This window comes from Streptomyces sp. NPDC097640 (genome assembly GCF_040302705.1).
Lineage (GTDB): Bacteria > Actinomycetota > Actinomycetes > Streptomycetales > Streptomycetaceae > Streptomyces.
In genome coordinates, this window is sequence record NZ_JBEOSB010000014.1 from 149,069 (window position 1) to 161,138 (window position 12,070).

The 12,070-nt window shown below is 68.9% G+C and carries 10 protein-coding genes; 3 read left to right on the forward strand and 7 right to left on the reverse strand.

Annotated features, from left to right (window positions below; all coding sequences use genetic code 11):
• Positions 1 to 16 precede the first annotated feature (16 nt).
• The 6 genes from ABTY62_RS23165 to ABTY62_RS23190 form a co-directional block, all read right to left on the reverse strand.
• Positions 17 to 745 (reverse strand): TerD family protein, encoded by a 729-nt coding sequence (locus tag ABTY62_RS23165; protein ID WP_352131424.1) that lies wholly within the window; start codon positions 743 to 745, stop codon positions 17 to 19.
• Positions 746 to 898: 153 nt separating this feature from the next.
• Entirely contained in the window at positions 899 to 2,047 is a 1,149-nt protein-coding gene (locus ABTY62_RS23170; protein WP_352131323.1) for a DUF475 domain-containing protein, read from the reverse strand.
• A gap of 51 nt (positions 2,048 to 2,098) precedes the next feature.
• Positions 2,099 to 2,674, reverse strand: coding sequence for a TerD family protein (locus tag ABTY62_RS23175; protein ID WP_352131324.1), 576 nt, complete (start codon positions 2,672 to 2,674; stop codon positions 2,099 to 2,101).
• Positions 2,675 to 2,909: 235 nt separating this feature from the next.
• Entirely contained in the window at positions 2,910 to 3,485 is a 576-nt protein-coding gene (locus tag ABTY62_RS23180; protein ID WP_352131325.1) for a TerD family protein, read from the reverse strand.
• A gap of 162 nt (positions 3,486 to 3,647) precedes the next feature.
• Positions 3,648 to 4,106, reverse strand: a complete 459-nt coding sequence (locus ABTY62_RS23185) for a peroxiredoxin (RefSeq protein ID WP_352131326.1) — start codon at positions 4,104 to 4,106, stop codon at positions 3,648 to 3,650.
• A gap of 200 nt (positions 4,107 to 4,306) precedes the next feature.
• The gene (locus ABTY62_RS23190) at positions 4,307 to 4,747 is read right to left on the reverse strand and encodes a DUF3052 domain-containing protein (RefSeq protein WP_311722764.1); all 441 of its coding nucleotides are present in this window, start codon (positions 4,745 to 4,747) and stop codon (positions 4,307 to 4,309) included.
• A 515-nt stretch (positions 4,748 to 5,262) separates the two neighbouring features.
• Between ABTY62_RS23190 and aceE the strand changes: the two genes are divergently transcribed.
• Positions 5,263 to 7,995, forward strand: coding sequence for a pyruvate dehydrogenase (acetyl-transferring), homodimeric type (gene aceE / locus ABTY62_RS23195; protein ID WP_352131327.1), 2,733 nt, complete (start codon positions 5,263 to 5,265; stop codon positions 7,993 to 7,995).
• Positions 7,996 to 8,351: 356 nt separating this feature from the next.
• On the opposite strand, the gene ABTY62_RS23200 is transcribed toward aceE, so the two are convergent.
• Complete coding sequence (locus ABTY62_RS23200) at positions 8,352 to 9,953, reverse strand: DHA2 family efflux MFS transporter permease subunit (RefSeq protein WP_352131328.1); 1,602 nt, start codon at positions 9,951 to 9,953, stop codon at positions 8,352 to 8,354.
• 116 nt (positions 9,954 to 10,069) lie between these two features.
• On the opposite strand from ABTY62_RS23200, the gene ABTY62_RS23205 reads away from it, so the two are divergent.
• Together ABTY62_RS23205 and ABTY62_RS23210 are read left to right on the forward strand one after the other, a co-directional pair.
• Positions 10,070 to 10,723 (forward strand): TetR family transcriptional regulator, encoded by a 654-nt coding sequence (locus ABTY62_RS23205; RefSeq protein WP_352131329.1) that lies wholly within the window; start codon positions 10,070 to 10,072, stop codon positions 10,721 to 10,723.
• 111 nt (positions 10,724 to 10,834) lie between these two features.
• Positions 10,835 to 12,067, forward strand: a complete 1,233-nt coding sequence (locus ABTY62_RS23210; RefSeq protein WP_352131330.1) for an alpha/beta hydrolase — start codon at positions 10,835 to 10,837, stop codon at positions 12,065 to 12,067.
• Positions 12,068 to 12,070 lie beyond the last annotated feature (3 nt).

Sequence of the window (12,070 nt, forward strand, 5' to 3'; positions counted from 1 at the left end):
CGCCCTCAGCGGGCGGTCAGACCTTCTCCTTGTAGCCGCGGCCCCACTGGAGCCCCCACCCGTAGAGCCGGTCCAGCTCCGCCTGGAAGCCGTACACGTACTTCACCTCGCGGCGGACCAGCATCTCGCCCTTCACGTTCTCGATCATCACCACGGCGCAGGAGCGGGCCTGCGGGGCGCGCTCATGGAGCTCGATCTCCACCCGCGGCCCGTTGCTCGGGTAGAGCGTCACCATGCCGTGGGTGCGGTCGAAGGCCGGGGTGCCGTCGTAGATGTAGACGAAGACGAGCAGCCGCTTGATGTCGTCCTTGTGGTCCATGTTGATGTAGATCGTCTCGCCGGACCCGGACCCGAACCGGTCGTCGCCGCTGAGCTTGACGTAGGGCGCCTCGTTGAGGTTGCCCAGGAAGTTGCCGAGCGGCTGGACGACGCCCTTGGCGCCGCTCTGCAGCTCGTACAGGCAGGCCAGGTCCAGGTCGACATTGACCATCGCGGACCCCTGGGCCTGCACCATATCCGGCTTGAACATCCGCAGCGGATGGCGCAGCGAGCCCCGCCCCGCCCGGTCGTTGAAGTCCGACGTGCGCATCCGCCAGGACAGGTTGATCCGCAGGTTGCCGCTGGCCGCGCCCTGCTTGGTCAGCGAGATGGTCTGGTGCCGCTTGGTCAGCGCGACCACCCCCGTGGCGGCCCCGCTCTCGAACTCGCGCCACGCGCCCCGTCCCCAGTTGTCCCAGAACGCCATCCTGTGCACCCCCACCAGTCAACTTCTCGATCGCCGGACTGCCCGCGGGGCGGGCCGGGAGACAGAACTCCCGGACCGCCCTGCCCGCGGGGCGGGCCGGGAGACAGAACTCCCGGACCGCCCCGCTCAGAGCGTTCCTCAAACGGACCCGCGTCACACTCCGGAAGTGACTTCCGGTTTGCTCTCGGCGTCCGCTCCCTCCGCCTCCGCCTCCCGGCGGTTGCGCACCACCGAGGACCAGTACGAGGCGCCGATCAGGACCACACCGATCAGGCCGGTGATCACCTCGTTGATCTCGAACTTGATCGTGACGAGCAGGATGGCGGCCAGCGCGCCGATGGCGTAGTGCGCGCCGTGCTCCAGGTAGACGTAGTCGTCCAGGGTGCCCCGACGGACGAGGTAGACGGTCAGCGACCGGATGTACATGGCGCCGATGCCCAGACCCAGCGCCATCTCGAAGATGTCGTTGGTGATCGCGAAGGCGCCGATGACGCCGTCGAAGGAGAACGACGCGTCGATGACCTCCAGGTAGAGGAAGAGGAAGAACGCGGCCTTGCCGGCCATGCCGACCACCGTGGCGCCCTGGCCCTTCTGGGCTCCGGCGGCGGCCTTCTCGGACTCGTCGCCGTCCTCGTCGTCGTCTTCGTCCTCCTCGAGCTTGTCCTCGAAGTAGCCGGAGATGCCGCCGACGATCAGGTACGTGAGCAGACCGGCGACGCCGGCCAGCAGCACCGTCGCGCTCTTGTCACCGCCGCCGTGGGCCACGTCGGTGGCGAACGTCATGGCGGTCACGAGCAGCGCCAGCAGGGCGATGACGATCGAGAAGGTGTCCAGCTTGCCGAGCTTGGCCAGCGGCCGCTCCAGCCAGCCCAGCCACTTGATGTCGCGCTCCTCGAAGATGAAGTCGAGGAAGATCATCAGCAGGAACATCCCACCGAAGGCGGCGATCGCCGGGTGCGCGGCGGTGACCAGGTGTTCGTACTTGTCCTTGTTGTTGATCGCCAGGTCGACGGCCTCCAGCGGCCCCATCTTCGCCGTGATCGCCACGATGATCACGGGGAAGACGAGGCGCATGCCGAAGACGGCGATCAGGATGCCGACGGTCAGGAAGATCTTCTGCCAGAAGGCGTTCATTTTGCGGAGGATGCCCGCGTTGATGACCGCGTTGTCGAAAGAGAGCGAAATCTCCAGGATCGAGAGGATCCCGACAATCGCGAGCCCCTTCCACCCCCAGAGGACGCCGGCCAGGGCCAGGCCGGCCGCCGTCACGGCGAACGACCAACCAAAGGTTTTGAGGAGCACTTCCTGTCCAATCCCTCTTCGTAAGGTCTCCCCCGCGCATGTTACGCGGTTTTACGAAACGTTGACCCCGAAGTCTAGAGCGATCCCGCGGAGACCGGACGCGTACCCCTGCCCCACGGCCCGGAACTTCCACTCACCGCCATAGCGGTAAACCTCCCCGAAGATCATCGCCGTCTCGCTCGACGCGTCCTCCGAGAGGTCGTAGCGAGCGAGCTCGGCGCCGTCGGCCTGGTTCACCACGCGGATGAACGCGTTGTTGACCTGCCCAAACGTCTGACGCCTGGTCTCCGCGTCATAGATCGACACCGGGAAGACGATCTTGTCGACCTGTGCTGGTACCTTGGCGAGGTCGATCAGGATCGACTCGTCGTCGCCCTCGCCCTCACCGGTCAGGTTGTCGCCGGTGTGCTCGACCGAGCCCTCGGGGCTCTTCAGATTGTTGTAGAAGACGAAGTACTCGTCGCCGAGCACCCGCCCCGACTGGCACAGCAGCGCGCTGGCGTCGAGGTCGAAAGGCGCCCCGGTGGTCGAGCGCGCGTCCCAGCCCAGGCCGACCATGACCTGGGTGAGATTCGGCGCGGCCTTGGTGAGGGAGACATTGCCCCCCTTGGCGAGGGTTACGCCCATGTTCCTGGTTCCTCCCCGTAGTGTCGCAAAGAGCGCGTGAAGCGTATGGAGCGCGCGAGGCGCCCGGCTCGCGGACCGCGCGAGGAGCGCGGGCAGCGAGCGGGGCACACCGTGCGCATACGAAGCAGCACGCCCGGCGCCGCGCTCCTGCCGAGATGCAGGGACACGGCGCCGGACGCGCTGACGGTGCGGTGCGTACGCAGGACGTACATACGCGGGTGGTGCTACGGGCCTGTCAGACGTTGACGCCGAAGTCCTGCGCGATACCGCGCAGCCCCGAGGCGTACCCCTGGCCGATCGCCCGGAACTTCCACTCCGCCCCGTGCCGGTACAGCTCGCCGAAGACCATGGCGGTCTCGGTCGAGGCGTCCTCGGTCAGGTCGTAGCGCGCCAGCTCATTGCCGTCGGCCTGGTTGACCACGCGGATGAACGCGTTACGGACCTGGCCGAAACTCTGCTGGCGGTTCTCGGCGTCGTAGATCGACACCGGGAACACGATCTTGGTGACATCGGCCGGCACGCCGGCGAGGTTGACCTTGATGACCTCGTCGTCGCCCTCGCCCTCACCGGTGAGGTTGTCACCGGTGTGCTCGACCGAGCCGTCGGGGCTCTTCAGGTTGTTGAAGAAGACAAAGTTCTGGTCACTGGCGACCTTGCCCTCGGCGTTGGTCAGCAGGGCGCTGGCGTCGAGGTCGAAGTCGGTGCCGGTGGTGGTGCGGACGTCCCAGCCCAGGCCGACGGAGACGGCGGTCAGGTTAGGGGCTTCCTTGGTCAGCGAGACGTTGCCGCCCTTGCTGAGGCTGACTCCCACGAGTCCTCCCAAAAAGATTCGTCAGGAGCACTGCGTGCCCCTTCATTGCTATGCCGGGTGCCAGGGGCACCGCCCGGACGCGGCCGGGGATGCCCGGGGATCCCACCAGGATCAACGCGTCGATCCTAGTGAGCGGTTCCCCTCGGTACAGGGTTTCGGGGCCTACAGGCTTTCCAGAGCCTTCACGTAGTCCTCGAGGTCCCGGGCGTCGGGGAGGCCGTTGACGACGGTCCAGCGGACCACGCCCTCCTTGTCGATCACGAAGGTGCCGCGCACCGCGCAGCCCTTCTCCTCGTCGAAGACGCCGTAGGCCCGGCTGGCCTCGCCATGCGGCCAGAAGTCCGACAGCAGCGGGTACTCAAGACCCTCCTGCTCGGCGAAGACCCGCAGCGAGAAGGGCGAGTCGTTGGAGACGGCGAGCAGCTGCACCTCGTCGTTGACGAACTTCGGCAGCTCGTCGCGGAGGGCGCACAGCTCACCGGTGCACACGCCGGTGAAGGCGAAGGGGTAGAAGAGGAGGACGACGTTCTTCTCACCCCGGAAGTCGGAGAGCCGGACCGACTCCCCGTGCTGGTTCTTCAGCTCAAAATCGGGGGCCTTCGCACCGACCTCTATCGCCATGGGTGGCATCCCTTCCCTGGATCATTGGCAGCTGGACTGACAGCCGGGCCGCCAGCCGGACTGGCTGGATTGGCTGGATTGGCTGGATTGGCTGGTTGACCGGATACACCCTACGCGCAGAGCCCCCCTCCGAACTGTGCGGAGGGGGGCTCTCGGCAGGGTGTCGCGGGGCCGTGCGCCGACGGCCCCGCGGGGCCGCTTCAGCGCTTGCCGGACTTGGCGGCCTTCGGGGTGACCAGACGGCTGCCCGTCCAGTCCTTGCCCGCGTTGATGCTCTTGGTCGTGGACAGGCCGGCGGTGGTCGCGGCCTCGTTGATGTCGCTCGGCTCGACATAGCCGTCACGGCCGGTCTTGGGGGTCAGCAGCAAGACCGGTGCGCCGTCGTCGATCATCCCGATGGCGTCCACCAGCGCGTCCGTCAGGTCGCCGTCGTCCTCTCGGAACCACAGCACAACGGCGTCGGCCACATCGTCGTAATCCTCGTCGACGAGCTCCTGGCCGGTGATCTCCTCGATGGCCTCGCGGAGCTCCTGGTCGACATCGTCGTCGTAGCCGATCTCCTGGACCACCTGATCGGGCTGGAAACCCAGCCTCACGGCAAGGTTGGTCCGCTCCTCCGCGTGGTCCGCGGTCGCGCTCACGGATTGCCTCCTGTCATCTTGCGTTCATTCCTCGAGTCGCTGTACGCCACGCGCGTACGCGGGGCTTGGGGCGTAGTCCACACGGGCCGGGCGGATCGCGCAAGTACCTGGCCAGCGATCCCGCCCAAACGTGGGGGGTCACCCCATACGGCGTTCAACGGAGTATGGGGGATGCCGCGGAGCACGGAGCGCCGCAACTCCCATCATGGACGAACAGCCGCGAGTGAGTCACATCACTCCAATACACCCGGATTACCCGAGCGTATCGTCACGATACGCCGAGTACACGCCCCAGGGCCGAACGGGCGTACGCGAACCCCGTCCGGGGTGCGCGTATGGTTGCGATTTGGCCGTCGCACCCCGACGCCCGCGCAGCGTACGTCTCACCACGTGATGGTTACCACTCGGTAGAGGTGACGTATCCCCTACCCGAGGTACACGATGGAGATCGGCGCGACACCAGCAGAGCACGAATCCATTGCGTGCACAGCACGACCGAAAAGCGAAGGAATAGCGTGGCTTCCGGATCCGATCGCAACCCGATCATCATTGGCGGCCTTCCCAGCCAGGTCCCGGACTTCGATCCTGAAGAGACCCAGGAGTGGCTCGACTCGCTCGACGCAGCCGTCGATGAGCGAGGCCGGGAACGTGCCCGCTACCTCATGCTCCGCCTGATCGAGCGCGCCCGCGAGAAGCGCGTCGCGGTGCCCGAGATGCGCAGCACGGACTACGTCAACACCATCGCCACCAAGGACGAGCCGTTCTTCCCCGGCAACGAGGAGATCGAGCGGAAGGTCCTGAACGCGACCCGTTGGAACGCGGCGGTGATGGTCTCCCGGGCCCAGCGTCCGGGCATCGGCGTCGGCGGCCACATCGCCACCTTCGCCTCCTCTGCCTCGCTGTACGACGTGGGCTTCAACCACTTCTTCCGCGGCAAGGACGGCGGCGACGGCGGCGACCAGATCTTCTTCCAGGGCCATGCCTCGCCCGGCATCTACGCCCGCGCCTTCCTCCTGGACCGGCTGAACGAGCAGCACCTGGACGCCTTCCGCCAGGAGAAGTCGAAGGCCGGCCACGGCCTGTCCAGCTACCCGCACCCGCGGTCGATGCCGGACTTCTGGGAGTTCCCGACGGTCTCCATGGGCCTCGGCCCGCTCGGGGCGATCTACCAGGCGCGGATGAACCGCTACATGGAGGCGCGCGGCATCGCCGACACCTCCGCCTCGCATGTGTGGGCGTTCCTGGGCGACGGCGAGATGGACGAGCCGGAGTCGCTCGGCCAGCTCTCCCTGGCCGCCCGCGAGGGCCTGGACAACCTGACCTTCGTCGTCAACTGCAACCTCCAGCGCCTCGACGGCCCGGTGCGCGGCAACGGCAAGATCATCCAGGAGCTGGAGTCGCAGTTCCGCGGCGCCGGCTGGAATGTGATCAAGCTGGTGTGGGACCGCACCTGGGACCCGCTGCTCGCGCAGGACCGCGACGGCATCCTGGTCAACAAGCTGAACACCACGCCCGACGGCCAGTTCCAGACGTACGCCACCGAGACCGGCTCGTACATCCGCGACCACTTCTTCGGCGACGACCAGCGGCTGCGCAACATGGTCGAGCACATGACCGACGACCAGATCCTGCACCTGGGCCGCGGCGGCCACGACCACCGCAAGATCTACGCGGCGTACGCGGCGGCCAAGGCCCACAAGGGCCAGCCGACGGTGATCCTGGCCCAGACGGTCAAGGGCTGGACGCTCGGCCCGAACTTCGAGGGCCGCAACGCGACCCACCAGATGAAGAAGCTGACGGTCGACGACCTCAAGCGCTTCCGCGACCGGCTGCACCTGCCGATCCCCGACAAGGAGCTGGAGTCCGGCCTGCCGCCGTACTACCACCCGGGCCGGGACTCGGAGGAGATCCAGTACATGCACGACCGGCGCAAGTCGCTGGGCGGGTATGTGCCGACCCGGCTGGTGCGGGCCAAGCCGCTTCAGCTGCCGGGCGACAAGACGTACGCCTCCACCAAGAAGGGCAGCGGTCAGCAGCAGATCGCCACCACCATGGCGTTCGTGCGGCTGCTGAAGGACCTGATGCGGGACAAGGAGATCGGCAAGCGGTTTGTGCCGATCGCGCCCGACGAGTACCGCACCTTCGGTATGGACTCGCTGTTCCCGTCGGCGAAGATCTACTCCCCGCTGGGCCAGACCTACGAGTCGGTCGACCGCGAGCTGCTGCTGGCCTACAAGGAGACGCCGACCGGGCAGATGCTGCACGACGGCATCTCCGAGGCGGGCTGTACGGCCTCGCTGATCGCCGCGGGCTCGGCGTACGCCACCCACGGCGAGCCGCTGATCCCGGTGTACGTCTTCTACTCGATGTTCGGCTTCCAGCGCACCGGCGACCAGTTCTGGCAGATGGCCGACCAGCTCTCGCGCGGCTTTGTGCTGGGCGCGACCGCCGGCCGTACGACCCTGACCGGTGAGGGTCTCCAGCACGCGGACGGCCACTCGCAGCTGCTGGCCTCGACCAACCCGGCCGTCGTCGCGTACGACCCGGCGTTCGGCTTCGAGATCGCCCACATCGTGCAGGACGGTCTGCGCCGGATGTACGGCGAGAACAGTGAGGACGTCTTCTACTACCTCACCGTCTACAACGAGCCGATCCGGCACCCGGCCGAGCCCGCCGACGTGGACGGCGAGGGCATCCTCAAGGGCCTCTACCGCTACCAGCGGGGCGAGAAGGGCGCCATCCCGGCGCAGATCCTCGCCTCGGGCGTCGCGGTGCCGTGGGCGCTGGAGGCGCAGCGCGTCCTGGCCGACGAGTGGGATGTGAAGGCCGATGTGTGGTCGGCGACCTCCTGGAACGAGCTGCGGCGCGACGCGGTCGAGGCGGAGGAGCACAACCTGCTCCACCCCGAGGAGGAGCAGCGCGTCCCGTATGTGACGCGGAAGCTGGCCGACGCGGAGGGCCCGAAGGTGGCCGTGTCCGACTGGATGCGGGCCGTTCCGGACCAGATCGCGCGCTGGGTGCCCGGCACGTACCAGTCGCTGGGCGCCGACGGCTTCGGCTTCGCGGACACCCGCGGGGCGGCGCGCCGGTTCTTCCACATCGACGCGCAGTCGATCGTCCTCGCGGTGCTCACCGAGCTCGCCAAGGAGGGCAGGATCGACCGCTCGGTGCTGAAGCAGGCGATCGACCGCTACCAGCTGCTCGACGTGGCCGCCGCCCACCCGGGCGCCGCCGGGGGCGACGCGTAACGGGACCGCGGTGACCCGGCGAGTGAGCCGAAGGGGCGCGGCCGCCCGCGCCGGAGGCGCTGATGTCACTGTGAAAGGGAGAGCGCGCGGAGGCCCTGAGGCTGCAATCGATATGCGGCTCCGCCGCGCGGAAGGGCCGAGGCTGCGATCGCCACGCGGCGGAGCCGCTATCGATACAGCCGGCTACCGCCGCGTGGTCGACCGTCGACAGGGGCTGTAGCGCCCCTGGGGGCGCCCCCAGCTACCGCTGGGGGGACCCCCACCAGCGGTAGCTGGGGGAAAACCGAGCCACGAAAAAAAGGGGCGCCGGGCAGGCCGAGTGCGGCCTGCCCGGCGCTTTGTCCTGCCGTGTGCGGTCAGATGTGGGCCGCTCCCGCGCCCGCCTCCGCGTTCTCGCCGCGCTTGGTGAACGCCGCCACCACGGCCGCCAGGAGCGAGACGACGCCCGCGACGGTGAAGGCGACGCCCATCCCCGACACGAAGGTGTCATGAGCCACGCCGGTGATCTTCCCGACGAGCTCCGGCGGAGTGCCCGGGGCGAGCGGGGCCTTGCCCACCTCGACCGCCTGGGACGCCTGGTCCAGATCCTTCCCGGACAGCGGCGGCAGTCCGGCGCGCTGCCAGGAGCCGGGCAGGTCGTCGTCGACCTTGGCGGCCATGACCGCGCCGAGCGCGGCGGTGCCGATGCTGCCGCCGACCTGCATGGACGCCTGCTGGAGACCGCCGGCGACGCCGGAGAGCTCGAGCGGCGCGTTGCCGACGATCACCTCGGTGGCGCCGACCATCACCGGGGCGAGGCCGAGGCCGAGGAGGCCGAACCACAGGGATGTCTCGAAGGTGGAGGAGTCCACGTCGAGGGTGGAGGCGCCGAACATCGCCGCGGAGGTGAGCAGCATGGCGACCACCAGCGGAATCCGCGGCCCGAGCTTGGTGATCAGCAGCCCGGCCAGCGGTGAGGCCACGATCATCATGGCGGTCAGCGGCAGCAGGTGCAGCCCGCTGTCGACCGGGCTCATGCCGTGCACGTTCTGAAGGTAGAAGGTGACGAAGAAGAGCCCGCCCATGAACCCGAAGGCCATCAGCACCATCAGCACGGTGCCGGCGGACAGCGGGACGGAGCGGAACATGCGCAGCGGCAGCAGCGGCTCGCTGCTGCGGGTCTCCCAGAACGCGAAGGCCGCGAAGCAGACCACGGCGAGCCCGAGGAACAGCAGCGTCCGGGAGTCGCCCCACTGCCATTCGCCGGCCTTGATCACGGCCCAGATCAGGCAGAACATCGCGCCGGACAGCAGCGCGATGCCGGGGATGTCGAAGGACTTGGGGGCGTTCTCGGCGCGGTGATCCTTCAGGATCGCCAGTCCGAGGGCGAGGGCGAGGACGCCGACAGGCACGTTGATGTAGAAGACGGACTGCCAGTTGACGTGCTCGACGAGCAGACCACCGACGATCGGTCCGCCCGCGGTGGACGCGCCGATCACCATGCCCCAGATGCCGATGGCCATGTTGAGCTTCTCGGCCGGGAAGGTGGCGCGCAGCAGGCCGAGCGCCGCGGGCATCAACAGGGCGCCGAACAGGCCCTGGAGCACGCGGAAGACCACCAGCAGGGTCACGCTGCCGGACAGGGCAATGGCGGCCGAGGAGGCGGCGAAGCCGACGACGCCGACGAGGAAGGTCTGGCGGTGGCCGAAGCGGTCACCGAGCTTGCCGGCCGTGATCAGCGAGACGGCGAGGGCGAGCAGATAGCCGTTGGTGATCCATTGGGCGTCGGCGAGCGAGGCGTCGAGGTCTTCGGCGATGGCGGGGTTGGCTATCGCGACGATCGTGCCGTCGAGGGCGACCATCGTCACGCCGACGGCGATCGTCAGCAGCGTCAGCCACGGGTGCCCCCGCAGCCCCTTCGGGGGATCGGGTATGGGAGGTTCCGGCGCCGCGTGGGCGACGGTGGTCTCAGACGTCATGTTCGGAGGCTAGTGTCAGCCGCTGACAATTGACAAACAAGTTCATGATTCGGTAACTGCCAGGTTCCCCGCAGGTAGGGTGAGCAGCCCGATCGCGCCAGAAAGAGAGCCGACAGGTGACAACGGACCAGGCGGTGGCGCCACCACCGGCGGGACTCCGGGAACGCAAGAAGCGACGCACACGGGCCGCCCTGGTGCGCTCCGCCCTGGAGCTGTTCACCCGGAACGGATACGACCACACGACGGTCGACGAGATCGCGGACGCGGTCGACGTCTCCCAGCGCACGTTCTTCCGGTACTTCGCCAACAAGGAGGAAGTCGCCTTCGCCACCCAGGACGTGGCGGAACGTCACTTCTTCGACGCCCTGGCCGGCCGGCCCGCCGAGGAGGCGCCGCTCACCGCGCTGCGGGGCGCCGTCCAGACCTCCTGGAGCGCCGCCGGCGAGATCATCGCCGAGCTGGTCCCGCAGGACCTCCATATGCGCATGTACTGCGTGATCGAGTCGACCCCCGCCCTGCTGGCCGTCCATCTGCGCCGGACCGCCGAGCTGGAGGACCGGCTGGCCCGGGAGATCGCCCGCCGCGAGGGGCTGGACTTCGACGCGGACCCGCGGCCGCGCCTGGTGGTCGCGGCGTTCGGCGGGGCGATCCGGGTGGCCGGCCAGCTGTGGAACGAGGGCGAGGGCACCAGCATGGAGTCGCTGCGGGACCTCACCCTCTTCCATCTCGACCACCTCGGGGCGGCTCTGGCCGAACCATGGGACAGATAACCCCAAAGGCTGAATAAATCAGACAAAACGATCCGCCCGGATTCTCCTCAAACGTGAGAAGTGTCACGGCATTTGGCAGCCACCACCACGTTTCTCCTAGGGTGTCCCGCGGTGACTTCCTTCTCTGAGCTCGGCTCCCCCTCCCCCGGCTCCACCGCCTGGCGAGCACTCCTCGCCCTGGCGGTGGTGTTCGTCCTGCTCTCCACCACCGGCTGGACGGCCATGCGGAACCAGCCAGGGTCCGGCGGCCCGCTGGCCGCGGAGCTGGCCGCCTGGCGCAAGGGGCACCTCCCGGCGGTAGCCGGGGGAGGCAGCCTGGGCGGCCGCGCCCTGCCCGACCCCTCCGGCCCGCCGCGCCGCCTCGCCCGCTTCCTGGACTCGCTCACCGCGGCCCAGCGCGATCGCCTGGCCCGCCGCTACCCGCTGGTCGTCGGCAATATGAACGGCGCGCCGGTGGAGCTGCGCTACCGCGCCAACCGGATCGCCCTCGCCAAGGCCCGCGACGCCGAGCGCAAGCGGATGCACGACGGCGGGCTCACCCCGCTCGGGCGGCAGGACGCGGGGCGCCGGATGCACCGCTACGAGGAGCTGCTGAGCGGCGGGCGGCAGATCCTCGCCTTCGACCCCACCGGCTCCGGGCGCGTCGCCGAGGTCTTTGGCGACCTGGAACACGCCGGGCGCGTCTCGGTGGTGGTGCCCGGCGTGGACACCGACATCCTGAGCTTCGAGAAGCCCGGGCGCGCCTACAGCGCGGTGGCCGGCATGGGGCGCGCCCTCTACAACGCCGAGCGGGTGGTCGACCCCCGCGGGAAGAACGCCGTCATCGCCTGGGCCGACTACACCTCCCCCAGCGGCATCGGCATGGACGCGGCCACCGGCAGGCTCGCCGCCCAGGGCGCCCTGCGGCTGCGCGCGCTGGTCAACGGCCTGCCCGAGCTGACCCGCGTCTCGCTGATGTGCCACAGCTACGGATCGGTGGTGTGCGGGGTGGCCGCCCGCGACCTGGCGCCCAAGGTCACCGACATCGCGGTCGCCGGCAGCCCCGGGATGCGCGCCGATCATGCCTCCGACCTGGGCACCAGCGCCCGGGTGTGGGCCATGCGCGACTCCGGCGACTGGATTCAGGACATCCCGCACGTGGAGCTCGGCGGGCTCGGACACGGCGCGGACCCGGTCTCCTCCGGCTTCGGCGCCCGTGTCCTGTCCGCCGGCGGGGCGCAGGGGCACGCCGGGTACTTCGTGCCGGGCACCGCCAGCCTGGACAACTTCGCCCGGGTGGGGGTCGGCTCCCTCCGGTCCGTGAGCTGCGCGGACGGCGACAGCTGCCGGACCGGCCTGAGCTGACCG

Coding starts and splice junctions, on each gene's coding strand:
- ABTY62_RS23165 (WP_352131424.1), bottom strand. CDS start 745: ATGGCGTTCTGGGACAACTGGGGACGGGGCGCGTGGCGCGAGTTCGAG.
- ABTY62_RS23175 (WP_352131324.1), bottom strand. CDS start 2,674: ATGGGCGTAACCCTCGCCAAGGGGGGCAATGTCTCCCTCACCAAGGCC.
- ABTY62_RS23185 (WP_352131326.1), bottom strand. CDS start 4,106: ATGGCGATAGAGGTCGGTGCGAAGGCCCCCGATTTTGAGCTGAAGAAC.
- ABTY62_RS23200 (WP_352131328.1), bottom strand. CDS start 9,953: ATGACGTCTGAGACCACCGTCGCCCACGCGGCGCCGGAACCTCCCATA.